This is a genomic window from Holdemania massiliensis AP2 (assembly GCF_000327285.1).
In the GTDB taxonomy this organism is placed as follows: Bacteria; Bacillota_I; Bacilli_A; order Erysipelotrichales; family Erysipelotrichaceae; genus Holdemania; species Holdemania massiliensis.
This window is the reverse complement of record NZ_HE998567.1, coordinates 714,323-734,406: the sequence shown is the minus strand read 5'-3', so window position 1 is coordinate 734,406 and position 20,084 is coordinate 714,323. Positions and strand designations below refer to the sequence as shown.

The 20,084-nt window shown below is 50.4% G+C and carries 22 protein-coding genes and 1 tRNA gene; 21 read left to right on the top strand and 2 right to left on the bottom strand.

Features of this window, described 5'->3' with window-relative positions; translation table 11 throughout:
* Window positions 1-15: 15 nt before the first annotated feature.
* The 15 genes from BN162_RS03485 (at window position 16) to BN162_RS03415 (ending at window position 11,321) form a co-directional block, all read left to right on the top strand.
* Window positions 16-417: a PPC domain-containing DNA-binding protein gene (locus BN162_RS03485; protein WP_020223684.1), complete on the top strand. Its 402-nt coding sequence runs from the start codon at window positions 16-18 to the stop codon at window positions 415-417.
* 3 nt (window positions 418-420) lie between these two features.
* Entirely contained in the window at window positions 421-1,275 is an 855-nt protein-coding gene (locus BN162_RS03480; protein WP_020223683.1) for a patatin-like phospholipase family protein, read from the top strand.
* Window positions 1,276-1,489: 214 nt separating this feature from the next.
* A complete protein-coding gene (gene infC / locus BN162_RS03475) occupies window positions 1,490-2,032 on the top strand; it encodes a translation initiation factor IF-3 (RefSeq protein ID WP_040451135.1) in 543 nt (180 codons plus the stop codon).
* Between the two features lie 22 nt (window positions 2,033-2,054).
* Window positions 2,055-2,249, top strand: coding sequence for a 50S ribosomal protein L35 (gene rpmI / locus BN162_RS03470; RefSeq protein ID WP_020223681.1), 195 nt, complete (start codon window positions 2,055-2,057; stop codon window positions 2,247-2,249).
* Between the two features lie 20 nt (window positions 2,250-2,269).
* Entirely contained in the window at window positions 2,270-2,629 is a 360-nt protein-coding gene (rplT, locus tag BN162_RS03465; protein WP_020223680.1) for a 50S ribosomal protein L20, read from the top strand.
* Between the two features lie 86 nt (window positions 2,630-2,715).
* Window positions 2,716-2,791: transfer RNA gene (locus BN162_RS03460), tRNA-Glu, on the top strand.
* A 346-nt stretch (window positions 2,792-3,137) separates the two neighbouring features.
* Entirely contained in the window at window positions 3,138-3,974 is an 837-nt protein-coding gene (locus BN162_RS03455; protein WP_020223679.1) for an Mrp/NBP35 family ATP-binding protein, read from the top strand.
* Window positions 3,971-4,357: a NifB/NifX family molybdenum-iron cluster-binding protein gene (locus BN162_RS03450; RefSeq protein ID WP_020223678.1), complete on the top strand. Its 387-nt coding sequence runs from the start codon at window positions 3,971-3,973 to the stop codon at window positions 4,355-4,357. The genes BN162_RS03455 and BN162_RS03450 overlap by 4 nt, the downstream gene beginning before the upstream one ends.
* Window positions 4,358-4,448: 91 nt before the next feature.
* Window positions 4,449-5,027, top strand: a complete 579-nt coding sequence (locus tag BN162_RS03445; protein ID WP_020223677.1) for a GNAT family N-acetyltransferase — start codon at window positions 4,449-4,451, stop codon at window positions 5,025-5,027.
* A complete protein-coding gene (locus tag BN162_RS03440) occupies window positions 5,024-5,926 on the top strand; it encodes an ABC transporter ATP-binding protein (protein ID WP_020223676.1) in 903 nt (300 codons plus the stop codon). The genes BN162_RS03445 and BN162_RS03440 overlap by 4 nt, the downstream gene beginning before the upstream one ends.
* Window positions 5,901-7,919 (top strand): ABC transporter permease, encoded by a 2,019-nt coding sequence (locus BN162_RS03435; protein WP_020223675.1) that lies wholly within the window; start codon window positions 5,901-5,903, stop codon window positions 7,917-7,919. The genes BN162_RS03440 and BN162_RS03435 overlap by 26 nt, the downstream gene beginning before the upstream one ends.
* A gap of 61 nt (window positions 7,920-7,980) precedes the next feature.
* The gene (locus BN162_RS03430; protein ID WP_020223674.1) at window positions 7,981-8,655 is read left to right on the top strand and encodes a response regulator transcription factor; all 675 of its coding nucleotides are present in this window, start codon (window positions 7,981-7,983) and stop codon (window positions 8,653-8,655) included.
* Window positions 8,639-10,081 carry a sensor histidine kinase gene (locus BN162_RS03425; protein WP_020223673.1) on the top strand — a complete coding sequence of 481 codons (1,443 nt, stop codon included), beginning with the start codon at window positions 8,639-8,641 and terminating at the stop codon, window positions 10,079-10,081. The genes BN162_RS03430 and BN162_RS03425 overlap by 17 nt, the downstream gene beginning before the upstream one ends.
* A 218-nt stretch (window positions 10,082-10,299) precedes the next feature.
* Window positions 10,300-10,779: a MarR family winged helix-turn-helix transcriptional regulator gene (locus BN162_RS03420; RefSeq protein WP_020223672.1), complete on the top strand. Its 480-nt coding sequence runs from the start codon at window positions 10,300-10,302 to the stop codon at window positions 10,777-10,779.
* Complete coding sequence (locus BN162_RS03415; RefSeq protein ID WP_020223671.1) at window positions 10,776-11,321, top strand: flavodoxin domain-containing protein; 546 nt, start codon at window positions 10,776-10,778, stop codon at window positions 11,319-11,321. Before BN162_RS03420 ends, BN162_RS03415 begins: the two co-directional genes overlap by 4 nt.
* A gap of 33 nt (window positions 11,322-11,354) precedes the next feature.
* Here the strand turns inward: BN162_RS03415 and BN162_RS03410 are convergent, their stop codons facing one another.
* Window positions 11,355-12,782: a spore germination protein gene (locus BN162_RS03410; protein WP_051032506.1), complete on the bottom strand. Its 1,428-nt coding sequence runs from the start codon at window positions 12,780-12,782 to the stop codon at window positions 11,355-11,357.
* A gap of 107 nt (window positions 12,783-12,889) precedes the next feature.
* Between BN162_RS03410 and BN162_RS03405 the strand changes: the two genes are divergently transcribed.
* From BN162_RS03405 to BN162_RS03395, 3 genes are all read left to right on the top strand, one after another.
* The gene (locus BN162_RS03405) at window positions 12,890-13,225 is read left to right on the top strand and encodes a hypothetical protein (RefSeq protein ID WP_020223669.1); all 336 of its coding nucleotides are present in this window, start codon (window positions 12,890-12,892) and stop codon (window positions 13,223-13,225) included.
* A gap of 5 nt (window positions 13,226-13,230) precedes the next feature.
* Window positions 13,231-14,397 (top strand): cation:proton antiporter, encoded by a 1,167-nt coding sequence (locus tag BN162_RS03400; RefSeq protein WP_020223668.1) that lies wholly within the window; start codon window positions 13,231-13,233, stop codon window positions 14,395-14,397.
* Between the two features lie 313 nt (window positions 14,398-14,710).
* A complete protein-coding gene (locus BN162_RS03395; protein ID WP_020223667.1) occupies window positions 14,711-15,862 on the top strand; it encodes a M20 family metallopeptidase in 1,152 nt (383 codons plus the stop codon).
* Here the strand turns inward: BN162_RS03395 and murB are convergent.
* A complete protein-coding gene (gene murB / locus BN162_RS03390) occupies window positions 15,859-16,758 on the bottom strand; it encodes a UDP-N-acetylmuramate dehydrogenase (RefSeq protein ID WP_020223666.1) in 900 nt (299 codons plus the stop codon). The genes BN162_RS03395 and murB overlap by 4 nt on opposite strands.
* A gap of 110 nt (window positions 16,759-16,868) precedes the next feature.
* Here murB and BN162_RS03385 point away from each other — a divergent pair, with 110 nt between their 5' ends.
* From BN162_RS03385 to BN162_RS03375, 3 genes are read left to right on the top strand one after another with little or no spacing between them, the layout of a single operon-like run.
* Window positions 16,869-18,056 carry a type II secretion system F family protein gene (locus BN162_RS03385; protein ID WP_020223665.1) on the top strand — a complete coding sequence of 396 codons (1,188 nt, stop codon included), beginning with the start codon at window positions 16,869-16,871 and terminating at the stop codon, window positions 18,054-18,056.
* Between the two features lie 16 nt (window positions 18,057-18,072).
* Window positions 18,073-19,497 carry a type IV pilus biogenesis protein PilM gene (locus tag BN162_RS03380; protein ID WP_147612133.1) on the top strand — a complete coding sequence of 475 codons (1,425 nt, stop codon included), beginning with the start codon at window positions 18,073-18,075 and terminating at the stop codon, window positions 19,495-19,497.
* Window positions 19,494-20,048: a hypothetical protein gene (locus BN162_RS03375; RefSeq protein WP_020223663.1), complete on the top strand. Its 555-nt coding sequence runs from the start codon at window positions 19,494-19,496 to the stop codon at window positions 20,046-20,048. The genes BN162_RS03380 and BN162_RS03375 overlap by 4 nt, the downstream gene beginning before the upstream one ends.
* Window positions 20,049-20,084 lie beyond the last annotated feature (36 nt).

Below are 20,084 nucleotides of genomic sequence, written 5' to 3'. Positions count from 1 at the left end.
AAGAGGATTTTATTTATGCAGACAGAATGTTTCAGAGTTCTGCCGGGGCAGGATCTGGCAGAAACCATCGAAGATTATTGTAATCAGCATCACATTCAGGCCGCGGCCATTGTTGCCTGTGCTGGATGTTTAAGCCATGTCCGGTTTCGGATGGCGGACGGCGAAACGATACATGAAAAACAGGTTGATGCCGAAATCGTTTCGCTGAGCGGGACGATCAGCGAGCAGGGGATGCATGTTCGTATCAGCGTCTGTGATCAAAACCTGCAGACCTTCGGCGGACATCTGACGTCCGGCTGTCTCGTTCATACGACTGCGGAAATTGTGCTGCTGCACTTAAAGGAGTGGCGGCTGACCCGCAGTCCGGATCCATTAACCGGATACGATGAATTAAAGGCAGAAAGGATCGGTGAATAGTGCATGCGCGAAACTAAAATTGGATTGGTTCTGGAAGGCGGCGGCATGCGGGGCGTATATACGGCAGGAGTGCTGGATGCGTTTTTAGATGCCGGCTTGGATTTTGACGGTACGCTGGGTGTTTCTGCCGGCAGCTGTCATGCCGCCAGCTTTTTGTCGAAACAGCGCGGCCGGGCTTACCGCGTCAATGTCAGCTATCTTCATGACTGGCGCTACTGCAGCGTTCGTTCGTGGCTGCAGACCGGTGATTTCTTCGGCGCGCAAATGCTTTATGATACGATCCCCAATCAGCTGGACCGCTATGATTACGCAGTCTATGCGCAGCGGCGCGGCTGGTTTCGGGCGGTGGTCACCAATCTGGCCAGCGGGGAAGCGGAATATCCCCTAATTGAAGATCTGCATCAGGATATCGTCTGGCTGCAGGCATCCAGCTCTCTGCCGCTGCTTTCGCGCACTGTGAAAGTAAACGGTCAGGAATATCTGGATGGGGGAATCAGCGATTCCATTCCAGTGAAGGAAGCGATGCGCCTGGGCTGTGAAAAGAACGTCATCGTGCTGACCCAATGTGCCGGATATCGAAAAGGACCGAATGAACTGATGCCGCTGATCAAAGCGAAATACCGCCGTTATCCCAAGCTGATCGAGCTGATGGAAACGCGCCATCTGCACTACAATAAAACGCTGGATGAAATCGAGGATCTGCGCAAGCAGGGCAAGGTGTTTGTGATCCAGCCGCAGCAGCCGGTGACGATTGGCCGTCTGGAAAAAGACCGCAGCGAACTGCACGCCTTGTATTGCGAAGGTCTTGAGGATGGGCGACGCCAGGCGGAAGCCCTGCATCGCTTTATGGAACGCTGATTTTCGAAGCCCATGCGGCAAAACAAATGTTGATCAAAAAACCTTTGACAAGCAGCGTGTTCCGTGGTAAAGTAAACAAGCAAAGAAAAAGTATGTAGAAAGTAGAAGTGCCCCTTCTCACCTGATGTCTGTCAGACTTGGGTTGACGCTGCAAACACAAAGAGAACTGTGTAAGTAGAAGCGGGTATTCTAGGAGTACCTGCTTTTTTGCAGTATGGAGGTGTCGTTTATTAGCAAGAAAGTCATGACCAACGATGATCTGGTCAATGAAAACATTCGTTTCAAGGAAGTCTTAGTCATTGGCCCAAAAGGTGAGCAGTTAGGCGTAATGATGCGCCGGGAAGCCCTGGAAAAAGCCTACGATTATGAACTGGATCTGCTGTGTGTCGCTCCGAATGGAAATCCGCCGGTCTGCAAGATCCTAGATTACGGACGATATCGTTTTGAATCTCAGAAAAAAGCGAAAGAGGCGAAACGGAATCAGCATGTTACGGAGGTAAAACCCATGCGTTTATCCCCGGTTATCGATACGCATGATTTTGATACGAAGCTTCGTCAGGCCCGCAACTGGGTTGAGGATGGAATGAAGGTCAAGATCGATATGCGCTTTCGTGGCCGTTTGATCACGCGCCTGGAGGTCGGCAAAAAGGTTATGAATAGCTTCGTCGAACAGATGTCAGATATTGCTTCTGTGGAAAAGGCTCCGGCTTTGGAAGGCAATACGATGTCTGTAGTTCTGACACCGAAGAAGAAATAAAAAAGTATAGGAGGACTTGATTATGCCAAAGATGAAAACAAAAAAGGCGCTGGCAAAGCGTGTTAAAAGAACAGGCAGCGGAAAACTGAAGAGAAGCCATGCTTATATCTCTCACTTTGCAGCGAACAAAACACATAAACAGAAGGTACAGCTGAGAAAGCCGGCGTTGGTCGATAAAACGGACATGAAGCGGATCAAGTACCTGATTCAGGATTAATTAGAGGAGGACGTTAGAACATGCCAAGAGTAAAAGGCGGAACTGTTACCCGCGCAAGAAGAAAAAGAACATTAAAGTTAGCGAAGGGCTATTTCGGCTCGAAGCACCTGCTGTATCGTACAGCTCATGAACAGGTCATGCGTTCTCTGCGTTACTCCTATATCGGACGTAAGCAGCTGAAGCGGGATATGCGCAAACTGTGGATCGCACGTATCAATGCGGCAGCAAGAATGAATGAGTTGAGTTATTCTCAGCTGATGCACGGCTTAAAGCTGGCCGGCGTGACGATCAACCGTAAAATGTTGTCGGAAATTGCGATTCATGACGAGAAGGGCTTTAAGGCTATCGTTGAGACCGCAAAGACGGCGTTAGCGAAATAAGTCAGAACCCCAAGGAAAAACGGTGCAAATTTCGCGCCGTTTTTTGTTGAATTTGTGAGCTAGATAAGCTATAATGATTAAGCACTGGCTCGTTGGTGAAACGGTTAACACAGCGCCCTCTCAAGGCGTCATTCACGGGTTCAAATCCCGTACGAGTCACCATGGATGAAATAAGGTTCCCCTAGGGAGCCTTTTTGTTTGCTTAAGCCTGGCTGAAAGCCCGCGGCTTGTCTTGCTTTCATCATGGGATTGAGACAAGAAGAAGCTGAGATACATCTTGGTCAAGCGTCCAGGATTTGATTTCGAGATGAACAGCGGGGTCAGCGGATGAAGCATTTTGCGGCTAGCCGGATGCGGTCATGACATTTATTTATTCGGTTATCCTTTTGAACAAGCTGACCGGTGCCGCAGCCTGCAGAAAATGCAAAGAATTCAGGCACAGCGTTGGATTGTTCGGCGCAGAAATGATATAATACAAACCGTGAGAAAAGAATTGAGGTACTGAGATATGAGTGAAACATGCAATCACGACTGCGGTAGCTGCAGCGCGAACTGTGCCAGCCGCCAACAGCCCCAGAGTTTTTTGGAAAAACCCAATCCGAACAGCCGGATCCGTAAAATTATCGGCGTCGTCAGTGGTAAGGGCGGCGTAGGCAAATCTTTAGTTACATCGCTTTTGGCCACAACGATGCAGCGGCGTGGATATCAGAGCGCGGTTATGGATGCCGATATTACCGGCCCGTCCATTCCGAAGGTTTTCGGCATTCATGGGATGGCGTATGGCAATGACGATGGCATTCTGCCGGCGGTCAGCTCGACCGGGATTCAGATCATGTCGGTCAATCTGATGCTGGACAATGAAGAATCCCCAGTAATTTGGCGCGGTCCGATTTTGGCAGGCATGGTCAAGCAGTTCTATGGCGAAGTGATCTGGTCAGATGTCGACTTTATGTTTGTCGATATGCCTCCGGGAACCGGGGATGTTCCGCTGACCGTATTCCAGTCGCTTCCGTTGGACGGCATTATCGTCGTGACCTCACCGCAGGAGCTGGTTTCGATGATCGTCGCGAAGGCTGTCAATATGGCGAACATGATGGACATTCCGGTTCTGGGCGTCGTTGAAAACATGAGCTATCTGGAATGCCCGGACTGCGGCAAGAAAATCGAAGTTTTTGGTCACAGCAAGCTGGATGAGGTTGCAGCGCAGAAAGGTCTGGACATTCTGGCGCAGCTGCCGATCAATCCACAGTTTGCCAGTCTGTGTGATGCCGGCCGGATTGAGGACTTTGAGGGCGAATGGATGAACAAGGCCGCGGAAAAGCTGGAAGGATTGATCAGCGAATGAAGAAAGTCACAGCGATTCCTTATGAAAACGGACAGGTCTTCGGACATTTTGGCAAGACGCAGGCATTTCTGATCGCTGAGCTGGAAACCGGAAAGATTCTCAGAAGCGCCGTCGTCCCGACCGAAGGCAAGGGGCATGGCGAACTAGCTGGCTTTTTGAAGGCCCATGGAGTGACAGACTGCTTATGCGGCGGGATGGGCGAAGGCGCGTATCAGGCGCTGAAAGCTCAGGGCATCACCGTTGTCCGCGGCGTGAGCGGAAAGGCGGAAACGGTATTGCAGAACTACGCGCAGGGTTCACTGCAGGATGATCCGCAGGCCGCCTGTTCGCATCATCATGATCACCAAGCCGGCCACAGCTGCAGCTGCGGTAAGCATTCCTAAAATTGATCCTGTCATAAAGGCTTAAGAAATTGAGCCTTTTTTTCATTTCCCAGCTCAGCTATAATGAAAGAAGCAAAGGTAGGAGATTGCGATGAACTTAAAGAAAATGATCGGTGAAAAAGTTATTTTATCACCGTTGGACAGCCGTGAATATGAACGGATTGCCGGCTGGATCAATGATTTGGAAGTGACGCTGGGAACGACGCTGGCGGCTTCCAATATCACCTTGGATAAGGAAGCGGAAATACTCAGATCCATGGAACAGGGCGGACGGGATTTTCTGATCATAGCGCGCGACAGCAAGCAGCCGATTGGAACCTGTGGTATCATTGCCTGGGATCAGATCAATCAATGGGCCAGCGTCGGGATCATGATCGGCGAAAAGAGCTATCACAATCAAGGCTGCGGAACGGAAGCATTAAGCCTTCTGTGTGATTATTGCCTGAACCTTTTAAACTGTCACAGCGTTCGGCTGGAGGTCTATTCGTATAATTGGCCGGCGATCGCTTGTTATAAGAAGGTCGGCTTTGAAGAATGCGGCCGTTTTCATCAGGCGAAAAAGATCGGCGGGCAATGGCATGACTGCATTTTGATGGAGCTGCTGGATCAGCAGTTTACATCCCGCTGGGTAAAGCCGGCTGTTGAACGCCGGATGCAGGTGAAAGTATGATTGTCGCAGAAAATCTCGGCAAGAAATTCCGCAATAAAACCGTAATCCGGCAGATGAACTGCAGCATCAAAGAGGGCAGCATCTACGGTCTGGTCGGAGCCAACGGCGCGGGCAAATCAACATTTCTGCGAATGCTGGCAGGGGTGTATCAGCCGAGTGAAGGAAAAGCGGAAATCAACGGCGAAGCGGTATTTGACAATGCAAAGATCAAAAAGGAAATTGTCTTTATTCCGGATGAGCTGTATTTTTTCCCCAACTATAATTTCCGCATGATGGCCGATTACTATGCCAGTCTGTACGAGCATTTCGATCATCATCGGTTCCAGATGCTGTGTGATCATTTCAAGCTGGATACCCGTGCGCGGATTCAGAATTTTTCCAAGGGCATGAAACGTCAGGGCGCGCTGATCTTAGCGCTGTCGACACGCGCGCATTATTTCTTTTTTGACGAAACTTTCGACGGTTTGGATCCGGTCATGCGGTCGCTGGTCAAATCCGTCTTGTCGGAGGACGTTGCCCAGCGCAATTCGACGGTGCTTTTAACCTCGCATAATCTGCGGGAGCTGGAAGATTTGTGCGATCACATGGGCTTGTTAGTGGAAGGCAGGATTATGTTTGAGAGCGATATTGATTCGCTGAAAACAGAAATGTTTAAGGTCCAGATCGCCCTGCCGAACAAGAATTTTGATCGGGATGAGTTCCGTCAGCTCAAGGTGCTGTATTACAAAAAGAGCGGTTCGATCGCAACGATGATCGTCAAGGGCGACCGCGAGCTGGTGACTGACGTTCTGCGCAGCAAGCAGCCGATTATTCTTGATCTGCTTCCGCTGTCGCTGGAAGAAGTGTTTATTTATGAAATGGAGGGATACGGCTATGAGTTCGATTCGCTCCGTCTTTAATTTCAAAGTGTTCTGGCAGAATTTCCGCAGTGCTCAGGGACTGCTTTTGGTCGCGATGATCATTTATCAGGCGGGAATTCTGATCAATTGCTTTTCGCTCAGCCACAATCCAGAGGTGATGCAGGTCATCAGTTTTTCTGCCGCTTCCGGGATTGTCAGCTTCTTAGCCTGCTTCCTGCTTCCGTTAGCGGCCTGCGCTACGCTGTTTGATTTTCTTTTCAGCAAGAAAAAAAGCGACCTGGTGTTTTCCTCTCCGGTGCCGCGCAAAACGCTGTATTGGTCAAACTGGGCTGGGGGCATGCTCTTTCTTTTGATCAATGTGCTGGTCGCCTCGCTGATCCTGCACATCACGCTGCTGCGCAATCCGCAGCTGATCGTTGAAAACGGCATCGTGCTGCGGTTTCTGATCCTGTGGAGTCTAAGCATGGCGATGGTGTACTCCATCAGCTGTCTTTCCGTTGCTTTGACCGGCAACCGATTTGTGCAGTTTGTGCTGATCGCGGTGCTGACGCTGCTGCCGGGCTGGTTTCACTATACGTTTCAGACACAATTTTACAACTATGATCAGTTTTCCCAGCTGGAATATACCAATCAGAAGGCGACGGAAACGCTGACCAGTCCTTACTCCATGCGGATCGTGCAGGATGAGGGCCGGATCGATACGCTGCCCTACATTGCGTTTGACAAACTGATCAGCAGTCTTTCCGGCATGCGCCAGTCATTTCGGGTGACTGATTACAACAATCACACAGCGTTCAGCTACAGCCGCTGCTGGATCATGCTTGGCTATCTGATTGCGGCTTCGGGATTGGGCTATTGGGCGTTTCTTAGACGCAAGGTGGAAGTTGCGGAAACTTCATTCATCAGCGAGACCGCTCACGAAGCCGTACGGATTGCGGCGTTTGTCCCGTTCTTCTACACTTTAGGAATGAAAGACTGGATTTCCGCCTTGCTTTATGCGGGGATTCTGTTAATTTTATATCATCTTTACGATTATCTGGCACGGCGTGAACTGATTAGTCTGCGTCGGACGCTCCTGAGTTTTTTGGCAGTGGTTGTGATTGCGTCGCTAATTCGTTTTCCGATGCGGATTTTAGTTCGCCGCGAGGCAGCGCAGCAAATTTCAATTGAAGAAGTCAATTCAATTGCGATGGCGCCTTCCTCGTTCATGGGAACTGAACAGTATGAGGCGCTGCTTCAGCTGAAATTGAATGATCCTGCACTGATTCAGCTCGTTTTCCAAAGCGGGGCAAAAAACGATTATGCCGAAGGTTCCGTCAATATGATCGTGCGGTTTTACCAAGATCGCAGCTACTCTGATTTCTACGTTAATATTTCACCGGACTATGTCGAACAGCTGGAAACGCTGTTAGGCGAAAACGATCAGTATCAGCTGTTGTTTCGCAGCATGAATCCGGAGTCAATCTATTGGGTTGAAGCCAACGGCGTTTCAGCCGGATTAGAACAGGAACAGGTCCGGCAGCTGGCAGTGCTTTTGCAGCAGGAACAACAGCAGCAGAGCTTCTCCGATCTGCTGCATGAAACAAAGCAGATCGCGTGCCGGCAAGCCGATGATGCCTATTGTTTCTTAAATCTGGCGCTGATTTCGTTTGTCAATGGGGAAAGAACGGAACAAAGTATCGATTTGCTTCGCTACCAGTCGGTTTTTCAGCTGTACAGCTCGATTGTCAATCAGCAGTTTTTAAAAGTCTATGCAGGCAATGTCCGGTTCCTGGACTATTTCAGCATGTATGATAACCAGCTGGAACTGATCCGTCAGCAGAGTGAATTGGACTATGAAAGCTTTAATCTGCGCCTGTCTCAATGGCTGAGCGAGAACTTGCCGGCCCAGCTGCAGAAAGCCCCGGTATCCTCGGAGGAATTCATGACGATTGCATTCTATGATTCCCAGCGCCGCAGCCAGGGGACGATCTTTATTGAGAAAAACGAAAAATGGCAGGAATTTGTCAATTCGCTGAAGCAGCCGGAATAAAATTCACTCAAAATTCACATCTTCAGGGTAAAATAAAGAAGAAATCAGGAGGTGCATCCTAATGATCAAAATCTTAGTGGTGGACGATGAGCAGCGAATTCGCGAAATGATCCGCAAATATGCGGAATATGAAGGTTTTGCGGTGGATGAAGCCTGCGATGGGCTGGAAGCCGTGGAGAAGGCGATGAAGGAGAATTATGATCTGATCGTCATGGATATCATGATGCCGAATCTGGACGGTTTTTCAGCGTGTCGGGAGATCCGCAAAACCCATGAAAACATACCGGTCATTCTGTTGTCGGCACTGGGCGAGGAATACGATAAGATCCATGGGTTTGATCTGGGCGTGGATGACTATGTCGTCAAGCCGTTCTCACCCAAGGAGCTGATGATGCGGATTCATGCCATTCTCAAGCGGACATCCCAAAGTGAGAAAAAAGAAATGATTAAAATCGGAGATCTGACAATAGATTTTACCGGTCGGATTGTCAGAATCAAGGACGAGAAGCTCAACCTGTCGCCGAAGGAATATGACCTGTTGTTCTATCTTGTGAAAAACCGCGGGATCGCTTTAACCCGGGAAAAGCTGCTGCAGAATGTCTGGGGTTATGATTTTTTCGGCGATGAACGGACGCTGGATACGCATATTAAACTGCTGCGCAAGAATCTGCGGGAATACAGCCGCTATATCACAACGCTCAGAGGGGTAGGCTATCGGTTTGAAAACGGAAACTAGTCTGCAGTGGAAGCTTGTCAAGTATCTGCTTGCGTTTGTCATTGCCCTGTTAGCTCTGTTGTGGCTGTTTCAGGTCGTGTTTCTGGACAGCTTCTATCAGCGCTTTAAAATTGAAGGAATCGAAAAAATCGGCAACACGCTGGCGGCGAATTTGGAAAGCGATAAGCTGCCGGATATTGTCGCCCAGCAGGCTCGCCAAAACGACGCCTGCATCCGCGTTCTGTATGGGATCTTTCAGATTCAAACGACCAATACGATGGGCTGTCAGATCTATAATCTGAATGACAGCGACATCGCGCAATATGTAGCCAAGGCCGAGGCCAACGGCGGCTCGTATCTCGACATTCAGTCGGAAAAGGTGATCAGCGAGCTGTCCAACGGAAATCTGTTGTTTTCCAATAAGCAGGGTTCCCGCAATCTGATTTATTTTAAGGTTGTCGAAGGCCGCCGAAATCAGAAAAACATCATCATGGTGAATACGCACATTTCTCCGGTCAATGCCACGACGGAAACGCTGCGCACCCAGCTTGGCTATATTTCAATGATCGTCATCGTCGCTTCGGTGGGACTGGCGTTTTTGATGTCCCGACGGATTGTCAAACCGATTGTCAATATTAACCAAAGTGCCCGGCAGATGGCGGAAGGCAACTATGATATCGTCTTTACCGGCAAGGGGTATAAGGAAATCACACAGCTCAACGATACGATGAACCACACGACGCGTAAGCTCAAAGAGGTCGATCAGATGCGGCGGGATCTGATTGCCAATGTTTCGCATGATCTGCGCACGCCGCTGACGATGATTAGCGGGTATGGCGAGATGATGCGGGATCTGCCGGGTGAGAATACACCGGAGAACGTTCAGGTCATCATTGACGAAGCCCACCGGCTGTCCAATCTGGTCAACGATTTGCTGGATCTGTCCAAGCTGCAGGAAAACAAGATTGAGCTGCATGCGCAGCATTTCGATCTGACGCAGCTGATTGAAACCGTGCTGCACCGCTATGAAAAGTTTATGACGCAGGATGGCTTTGATATTCAGTTTGAGCATCAGGAATCGGTATGGGTTAACGCCGATCCGGATCGTTTGGGACAGGTGCTGTATAACTTCATCAACAACGCAATCAATTACTCGCTGGAGGACAAACGGATCCTGATCCGCCAAAGCATCGACGGCACTCGGGTTCGCGTGGAAGTCGAGGATCATGGCGAAGGGATCAGCGAGGATAAGCTGAGCTACATCTGGGATCGTTACTACAAGGTCGATAAGACGCATAAGCGTTCCAGCGCCGGCAGCGGGATCGGCTTAGCGATTGTCAGAGAAATCCTGGAGCTGCATCATGCCCAATACGGCGTGAAGTCCGAGGTCGGTCAGGGCTCGGTGTTCTGGTTTGAGCTTCCGATTGTGTCTGACAGGGAGTCCTGAGACGCTTTCTTTCCCACCGGATCGAATAAAAATCGGATTATGGTTAAGCCTTGGTTTATAATAAGGTGAATCAATTATCTTTGGCCGCGGCTTTCATAGAAAAGCACCGCGGCTTTTTGTTTTTTCAAAGAAAGAAGGATGTTCTGTTGACGAATACGCAACAAGTTGCTATAATCAAAATAAATAAGTAACTAGTTACTTATAAGAGGGAGATCAACATGGAAATATCAGATTTAGTCCAGCGCTTTTCCGATTCGCCTGAGCATCAGTATAAAGCGATTTTCAGTCTGCTGATGATCACGGCCAACCGCCTCCAAACCGTCTTTGATCATGAAATCCCGCAGGTGACATTGAAGCAGTTCATGCTTTTAACGCTTGTCTGCCAGTCTCAGGAGGCAATGACATTAACCCACCTGGGCAAGCTGTTGGGCTGTTCCCGACAGAATGTAAAAAAACTGGCGGAGGCTTTGCAGCGGAAGGGATTTGTCAGCCTGCATCCCAGCGCCGCTGACAGCCGGGCAGCTGTGATTGAGGCCACCTCTGCTGCCGAGGAATATTTCAATTCAATGGGAGCGTTGTTTCAGCAGCGGCTGAAGCAGTTGTTTGCGGATTTCGGTGACGCGGAAACGGAACAGTTTTTCCGCATGATGATTCAATTCTTGACGAGTATCGACAATCTGGAAGGAGAAATTCAATGACGGATACACTAATCCTTTTTCGATCAAAATATGGAGCCTCACGCCAGTATGCCCAATGGCTGCACGAGCAAATTCCCAGCGAATTGGCAGAACAAAGCTCCTTTAAGCCGCAGAATTTGAAAGCCTATTCCCAAATCGTTTTATTCGGCGGAATTTACGCCGGCTCCATCGCGGGTGTGACTTTTCTCATCAAGCACCGTGAATTACTGGCTGGAAAGACACTGGTGGTGTTTGCGGTCGGAGCCAGTCCGGCATCCCCAGACGTTCTGGCAGTCCTGCAAAAGAAGCTGAACAAAGACCTGCCGTCGGCCCATCTCTATTACGGGCGGGGAAGCTATGATGAACAGCAGATGCATTTTCTCGATCGAACAATGTGCCGGATGCTGAGAAAGTCGCTGGTCAAAAAAGATCCCGCGGTCCTGCAGTCGTGGGAACAAGGATTGTTGGAAAGCGCCGGCCGGGGTTGCTGCAGCTGGTGTGATCCGGAAGCGTTAAAACCGCTGTGTGCGCTGCTTGAAAGGGAGAATAAAACGGCGGCCTGAGAAAGATTCAGCGCCGCAGCGGTTTTCATGAAGCTAATGTTTTGAGTTTCCGTGGCGATGATCAGCCGGTTTGCGCAGCAGCAGCGAGCGCAGCTTCGTCCCGTCATAGGGATAGAGCGGATAACAATAGTTGCCTGAAAGCGTATCCGTTTTTAACATCAGGACGATGATTGCGGCCGTTCCGATCAATAATCCCCAAGGCCCCAACAGAGCGATCAGAATCAGTAAGCTCATGCGGAAAAACTTGAAGCTGTAGCCCAGTTCAAAGCTGGGCTGGGCATAATTGCTCAGCGCTACAAACGCCATATACAAGATCACTTCACCGTTGAACCAGCCGGTACTGACCGCATATTCGCCTAAGATGACAGCCCCGAGGATGCTGAAAGCACTGGACAGGGAGGAAGGCGTATTCAAAGAAGCCAGCCGCAGACCGTCGATCATGACCTCGATGATCAATAACTGCGCCAATACCGGAATCGCCGCGGTTTCTTCAATCAGGATGAAATGCAGGCTGTCCGGAAGCAGTCCGGGGCAGCGCAGCGCCAGATACCAGCAAGGCGTAAAGAACAAGGTCAGAAAAAAGATCACAATCCGCACCAATTTCAAATAAGTGCCGATTAACGGCGGAAAGTAGTAATCATTGGCCTCCTGAAAGAAATCAAAGAAATGCGTCGGCAGGATCATCGCTGAAGGCGTATTGTCTGTCAGCACGATCAGATTGCCTTCCAGAATGCTGGCACTGGCCGTATCCGGACGTTCGGTAAAGCGGATGCGCGGCAGCGGATTGAGCCATTGTTTCGGAAGTAGACACTCCGCCAGGCTTTCCTGGGATAAGCTCAAGCCTTCGACTTCCGTGTTGTTCAGCTTCTTACGAACTTTATCCAGCAGCTGTCTGTCAACTTTGTCCTCGAGATAGCACAGCACGACATCGGTTTTGGAGCGGCTGCCGACTTGGACATATTCATAGATCAGCTTCGGGTCCCGGATGCGTCTTCGGATCAGCGCGGTATTGAAGATCAGCGTTTCCACGAAGGCGTCGCGCGAACCACGCAGGACGCGGTCATCTTCCGGCTCCTGCATCGAGCGGACAGGATAGCTGCGGGCATCGATCAGGACGGCTTCGGCAGCCCCTTCGGCGAGAAACAACAGCGTACCGCTCAGCACCGCGTCAACGGCCTGAGATAAATCCGTCGTCCCGGAAACCTCCAGATAGGGGATCTGCCTGGCCAGCCAGCCGCTGACGGATGACTCAGCCAACGGATCTAATTTCATCATGTGTTCCATGATCTTTTCCATCACTTCGTCCTTGGCAAAGCCGTCGATAAAGATCAGTTCACCTGTTCCTTGTTTCAGATCGAAGACGGTGCTGACGCAGTCAAAACTTTGCTCAATCGGCAGCCTTTGATGCAGATCAGCAGAGAACTGAGCTGTGAAAGCGCTTGATTTTTCCAAAAAAATCACCTCGTTTCCAGTATTCCCAAATCTCTGGATTTCTTGCGGGAAATTTCCTTGTCAAACAGAAAACCGGTGCTATAATAAAACAGGTTTCAAGAAAAGAGGGGTAACCGATGGAATTATTATTTTTTGTAATGAATCAGATTGATAAATTGGATCAGCTGCTGAAAGACTTATCCAACGAAAAGAAATTCAGCGCTACGATTATTGACAGTGCGGGAATGGCACGCCTTCTGGCAGATCATGATTATCTGTTCGGCTCGCTGCGGGCGTTGTTAAACAATTCTCAGGTCAACAGTAAGACGATCTTCATGGTGCTGGAGCATGAAGACGTAGAACATGCGGTGCAGATTATTGAAAAGAATGTCGGCGATCTGGACAAGCCGAATACAGGCGTAGTCTTTACCGTTCCGGTCAGCTATGTTAAAGGCATTGTGAAGAAGGGGTAATCACGATGCAGCAATTAATGAGTTTGGCAATCCTGCTGCTGACGGGTCTGGTGTTCGGCCGGCTGATGAAGCTGGTCAAAATGCCGAACGTCACCGGCTATCTGATCGGCGGTCTGATCGTCGGTCCGTCGGTTTTAAATCTTGTGCATGCCGATGCGCTCAGTCAGCTCGGCTTTATTTCCAGCGTCGCCCTGGGCTTCATTGCCTTTTCAATCGGCAGTGAATTCAAGGCCAGTTATTTCAAGCGAGTCGGCATGACGCCGATTGTCATCGCGATTCTGGAAGCCATGGTCGCTGTTGTGCTGGTCATCGCTTCCCTGATCGCTTTTGGCTTTGATCCGGCGTTCTCGTTTGTTCTGGGGGCGATTGCAGCCGCGACGGCACCGGCGGCAACGATCATGGTCATCCGTCAGTACCGCGCCAAAGGCCCGGTGACGGAAACGCTGTTAAGCGTCGTCGCGCTCGATGATGCCGTAGCCCTGATCGGCTTTGGGATTGCGGTGGCCATCGCGCAGATGATTGAAAATCCCGGCAGCGGGAATCTTGTGATGCAGCTGATGGATCCGATCGTTGAAATCCTAGGCTCCTTAGGCAGCGGTGCGCTGCTGGGCTTCATTTTGATGATTCCGCTGAAATTCTTCCATGACGAAGATAACCGGCAGGCGCTCATCTATGCCTTTATCTTTATCGCCTTGTTTGTTTCCAGTACCTTCGGATTTTCGGATCTGCTGACCTGCATGGCGATGGGCGCGATTTTTGCGAATCTGTCCAATGAAAGCGATAAGGTCATGGCGATTGCCGACCGCCTGACACCGCCGATCTTCATGGCGTTCTTCGTACTCTCCGGCGCTGATCTGAAGCTGAGCATTCTGCCTTCGATCGGTTTAGTCGGCATCATCTACGTTGTCATGCGGGTTGTCGGTAAGTTTCTGGGCGCCTGGACCGGGGCGAAAATCATGCATGCCAGCGAACCAGTGCAGAAATATCTGGGCTGGGCCCTGCTTCCGCAGGCCGGTGTCGCAATCGGCTTAACGGTCGTGGCGCAGTCCGTCGTGCCGCAGTATGCGGAAACCGTGCGGGCTGTTGTCTTATGCGGTACTTTGATTTATGAATTAATCGGCCCAAGCGTATCCAAGTGGGCGCTGACACAGGCCGGTGAAATCAGCGAATAACTAAGAAAGCAGCATTTTCCTTGAACCCTTTTGACCGGGAAGAGAAAACGCTGCTTTTTATCGTCGTATGACAAGGTTTTTCAATGGATCGGCCTGAATGAAGTTGATGCGGGCTTCGGTGCTTTCAAACGGTCATTTCCCGTAGTTGGGCGTAGTGCGGGGCTGTTGTTCTGAAGAAACACGCGGCTTTCTTTTTGCTTTCGGTATAATCGGCCCGCCGCGTTTTTTAAAGCCGGAAATCTTCTTTTAAACGGTAAAAAACGTGACAAATGACGCAGATCATGATAAATTTTAAACCATGAGGTGAATGGGAATGAAAGAACAATGCAAAGCGTGGGTAAAACAGCATCTTGACGAAGGCATGGATCTGGTCAGGGCGATGTATGAGCATCCGGAACTGGGTGATCAGGAATTTGAATCCATGGCGCTGCTGAGTGAAAAACTGGAGCAGCTGGGATTTGAAGTCGAGCGCAGCTATCTGCTTCCAACCGGCTTTATCGGCCGCTATGATTCGGGGAAGCCGGGTCCTAAAATTGCGTTTTTATGCGAGTATGACGCGCTGCCGGAGGTGGGTCATGGCTGCGGTCACAATTTAATCGCGGCGATCGGCGTCTTGGCCGGCGGCGCCTACAAAGCGGTGATCGATCAGCTGGGCGGAGAGGTCCGGGTGATCGGAACTCCGGCTGAGGAAAACTTCGGCGGCAAGGTGCGCATGGCCGAGAAGGGCTGCTTTGATGATCTCGACGCGGCGATGATGATCCATCCGAGTACAGAAAACCGCTTGGGCGGGCGGACAAATGCTTTAATGCCGCTGAAATTTGAGTTTTATGGAAAAAACGCCCATGCCTGTCATCCGCAGGAGGGCAAAAGCGCGCTGGACGCTGCCGTCAATACGTTTGTAGCGATCAACATGATGCGTCAATTTATGGAGCCGGGCTGTTTTATTCACGGCATTGTGAAAGACGGCGGGGAAGCCGCCAATGTCATTCCGGCCTATGCTTCGCTGGAATACTACTTCCGGGCGCCGACGATGGCGGTGGCCAAAGCGATGTCGGAAAGAGCGGTCCAATGTGCCGAGGGCGCTTGTCAGATGGCCGGGACAACTTTGAAAACCAGCGTTTATGAATGTCCGTACGAAGACAATAAGATCAATTATACATTATCCCGCCTGCTTCAAAAGCAGTATGAAGAATTAGGTTTACAGGAAATCCAGCCGGTGGATGAAGTGCCGGGCGGTTCCAGCGATATCGGAGCGGTTAGCTACCGCTGTCCGGCGCTGCATGGATATATCCGCATCTGCGGCTGTGAAGTGACCGGTCATTCACGGGAAATGGCGGCGGCGACGATCAGTCCGCAAGGCCGTGAGGGGCTGGCCAGCGGCGCCAGTGCGCTGGCGATGTGCGCGGTGGAGCTGGCCTGTGATCCGCAGCTGCTGGCTCAGGTCAAGGCGGAATTTTCCCGCTAAAGCGATTCAATTTCACATTCCAGTGTCACAGAGGTCTCTGCATAGACCTCTTTTTGTATATTGCTGATCAAAGCATGGACGTCGTCGCTGCTGGCCTGGCTTCGATTGATGATAAAGCCGGCATGCTTTTCCGAGACCTGCGCGCCGCCGATCTGTCTGCCTTTTAAGCCGCACTGGTCGATCAAGGCGGAGGCATAATACCCTTCAGGCCGTTTAAATACGCTGCCGGCGCTGGGATATTCCAGCGGCTGTTTCAATTTTCTCCGCTCCATAGTTTCTTCCATCAAAGAGCGGATTTTGTGCCGCTGTCCCGGCTGCAGCCGAAAAGCGGCGCTCAGCAGCACATGGTTCTGATCGTTTAAAAGACTTCTTCGGTAACCGAATTGCAGCTGATCACGGGTCAGGGTTCTTTCCTGGCCCTGGATCAAAACCTGAGCAGATTCCAACAGCTCGGAAAGCTCGGTGCCGAAAGCGCCGCTGTTGTTGTGCAAGGCACCTCCGACGCTTCCGGGAATTCCGTATAGCCGTTCCAGTCCGGATAATTCTGCCTGCATCGCGCCGTCGCACAGCCGCTTGATCGTCAATCCTCCGTCGGCTTTCAGCAATGTTCCTTCTACGTTCAGCTTAGCCCAGTTGGAACGCAGCAGAATGATCATGCCGGGGTAGCCTGAGGAAGCGATCAGCACATTGCTGGCCTGACCCAAGATTCGATACGGTATTTTGGCCCGTTGTGCGCTTAAGATGCATGCACGCAGCTTGTCTGCGGTGTCCGGCAGCGCGATTAATTCCGCTGCACCGCCGATCCTAAATGACGTATACGGCGCCATCGTTACCCGCCGTTCGATCGCAATCTTCTTTTGTTGAAGCTCTTGAATAAAATTGAAGTCCATGGGCATAATTTCTCTCCTTTGAATTTGTTTAAGTTTACGGCTGAATTCTGTGCAGACATCCTTAAAAATGATATAATAATAAAAATGATCTAACCAGAATGAAGGATGTGTGAGGTATGGAATCCTATCTTTATACTGCGGTAAACAGGGAAGGCCGCAAAGTACGGGGGGAAAAGCGGGCCGAAGATGTGGTTCATCTTTACGCGCTTTTAAATAACGAAGGTCTTTACTGCCTGAATGCTCACCGCAAGGCACAGTGGGAAACGCAGACGGGGAAACCGAAGAATCAGGAATTATCGCTGATGTGCAAGCAGCTGGCGGCGATGCTGAGTTCGGGGATTCCGTTAGTCAACGCTTTGGAAATGCTGCGGCAGAAAAGCGATAAGAAGAAGATGAAGAAGCTGTACGCTCAGCTGGTTGAGGAAGTGCGCAAAGGTTCGTCGCTGACGCTGGCCATGCGTCAATGCCAGCAGGCATTTCCGCCGCTGTTAATCTATTTAGTGCAGGCCGGGGAGATGAACGGCACGCTTGATGCGGTGATGGAACGGATGGCGGGGCATTACGATAAGGAATATAAGCTGCGCAACAAGGTCACCTCTGCTTTAATCTATCCGGTTATGCTGCTGGTGGTTACCGTGGCGGTAATTCTTGCGCTGATGACATCGGTTGTTCCAAGCTTTTTAAGCATGGTTGGCGATATGGCGCTGCCGTGGAATACTTTGCTTTTGATCTCAATGAGTAATTTTATTGTTGCCTATTGGCCATTTTTAATTCTTGGCGTGCTGTTTTTAGCCCTTGGCGTGCGGATGGCGCTGAAGGTGCCGGCGCTGCGGCGGGGATTTGATGAGCTGAAAGTCAAGTTTCCGCTGTTTGGAACGTTAAATCGGATTGTGGCGACCTCGCGCTTTGCGCGCACCTTTTCCTCGCTGTATTCCAGCGGCATATCCGTCATTGATTCGCTGCAGGTTTCCGGCGATGTGCTGAATAACCGCTATTTTACAGAGAAGATCGGCTGGATCAGTGAACGTGTCCGCCGCGGTGAGATGCTTTCCCGTTCCATCGAAGCTTCTCAGGCCTTTGATCCGCTGCTGAACTCGATGATGTACGTCGGGGAGGAATCAGGATCGCTGGAGGATGTGCTGAATTCCATTTCGGATTACTACGATACCGAGGCTGACAATGCGACGCAGAAAATGGTGGCGATGATGGAACCGATCATGATTATCATCTTAGCGATCATCATCTTCTTCGTTATTATTTCCATTCTTATGCCGATTTATGATTCTTACGGAATGATTGCCTAACAGGGGGGAAATGACGATGATACTATTGCATATTATGCAGCGGCATGCCGTTGTGATATGGGGAAAAGCAAAAAAACAAACGCTGCAGGTGAAGCGCTCAAGCACGCAGGAAATCCCGGAAGGTCTGTTGATCAACGGCTTTATTCAGGATGAGGAAGGCTTTGCCCGATGGGCGAAAAGCCTGGCGGATCAGTTGGAACTTAAAGGCAAAAAGGTCACGGTGATTGCGGACAGTACAGCCGTGATTTATCGTCAGATTGAAACGCCGAAGCTCAAAGCGAAAACGTTGGAGAAAAACTTATATTTTAACTTAGCCCGTCAGATTGGCAATATCGCGGAAAATACCGTAGATTATGCGGTGATGCCGCAGGCGGAGAACGGCAGTGAAAGCCTGACTGTCGTCGTTCCGCAGACCTTTGGCGAAGCTTATGCGAAGGCCTTAAAAGCAGCCGGCGTCAAGCCGCAGCGCTTGATCACTTCGACATTGGCTTTGATTCAGGCCGGGTTGTTTTTGAAAGAAGAAAAGACGGCCATATACTCCTGGTGTTCCGATGAAGTCTGTACGTCGGTGCTGTTTAACAACGGGCGGTTTATGTTTTCCAACGTCTTTCGTTTTGACCGCAATCAGACTCCGTTAGCGGTCATGAATGAACGGATTTCTCAGCTTGTGCAGTTTCAGCGGATAAAAAATCCGGATTCTCCCGTTGAGATGGTTCATATCGGTGCGCCGCGGGAAGTTGAATCCATTGCCCAGGAGCTTACTCAGCTTTTGCGCTTGCCGACCGAGATTTTCCCGGCTGTGGAAGGATTAAGCGGCTGCGAGGTATCCGCGCAGGTCTGCGCGGTGTATGGTTTAGCCCAAATTCGCCGCCCCTATGATCTATTTCATGGAATCAATCATCAACGCTATACCGAGGCCTATCGCCACCGGCAAACACTGCGGCTGATCGGCGGTTTGTTCGCCGTCAATGCGCTCGTGCTGGCCGGCCTGGCATATCGGCAGTTTGCGTTAAATCAAATCGAAGACAACGCGATCAAACAAGTTCAGGCCCAGCTGCAGCTGCCTGAACGGATTTCGCAGTATGATGAAGCGTTAGTTGTTTCCATGCAGAATTCCCTAACCCGTCAGCAGATCGCCGACGCTTTGCAGGCGCTGCAGTACAGTGAACAAACGGAGCAGTTTACCAAGACTTTATTTGAACAGATTCAGGCCTTAAAGCCCAAGGATGTTTCGATTATCGGACTGCAGGTGCAGGACGGCTTATCCGTACAGTTATCCTGTACGTCATCCAACCGCCTTTCGCCTTCGCTCTATACTCAGGATCTGCGTTCCACCGATTGGTTCGCGGATGTCAATTATACCGGATTTACGTACAATCAAAGTCAGAAAAGCTACAGCTTTCTGATCACTTTAGGACTGAAGGGAGGGGATGGCGAATGAAGCTCTCCGAACGCGAGAAAATCTTACTGGTCGTCCTAGCTTTTCTCATCCTCAATGTCATCGGGATTCAGTTTCTTTTAGCTCCGATGCAGAATCACCACAAAGAATTAGTCAATGAGCGCGCCCAAATCGAAGATGAGCTGCTTCAGCAGCAGCAGATGATCGACATGCTGGAATCGCTGAATCAGGATCATCTGGATCTGACGCAGCAGCTTCAGGATTTAGCGGACCGCTTTGTTCCGCCGAAGTATTCGGAATTGAAGGATGAATATCTGTACGAAACGATGGCGGATTTTATCAAGCAGTGGGATTCTTTGACAATTTCCGATCTGACCTATGCAACTCTTCCCGGCAGTGAAGAATCGCTCAGCGTCGTCTTGATGGTTGAAGCTGATTTTACGGTTACCGGCAAGATGGATCAAATGATCGGAGCGATGGATAAGATCCAGCAGCTGCCGCAGGTCATTTCCATTACTTCGCTATCGGTCAGTGAGAAAGACAAGCAGATGCAGGGCTCGTTCCATCTTCAGTTCTATACCTTTAATGAATAGCAACCAGTCCATTTGACTGAGAAAGGAGGAAGGGGA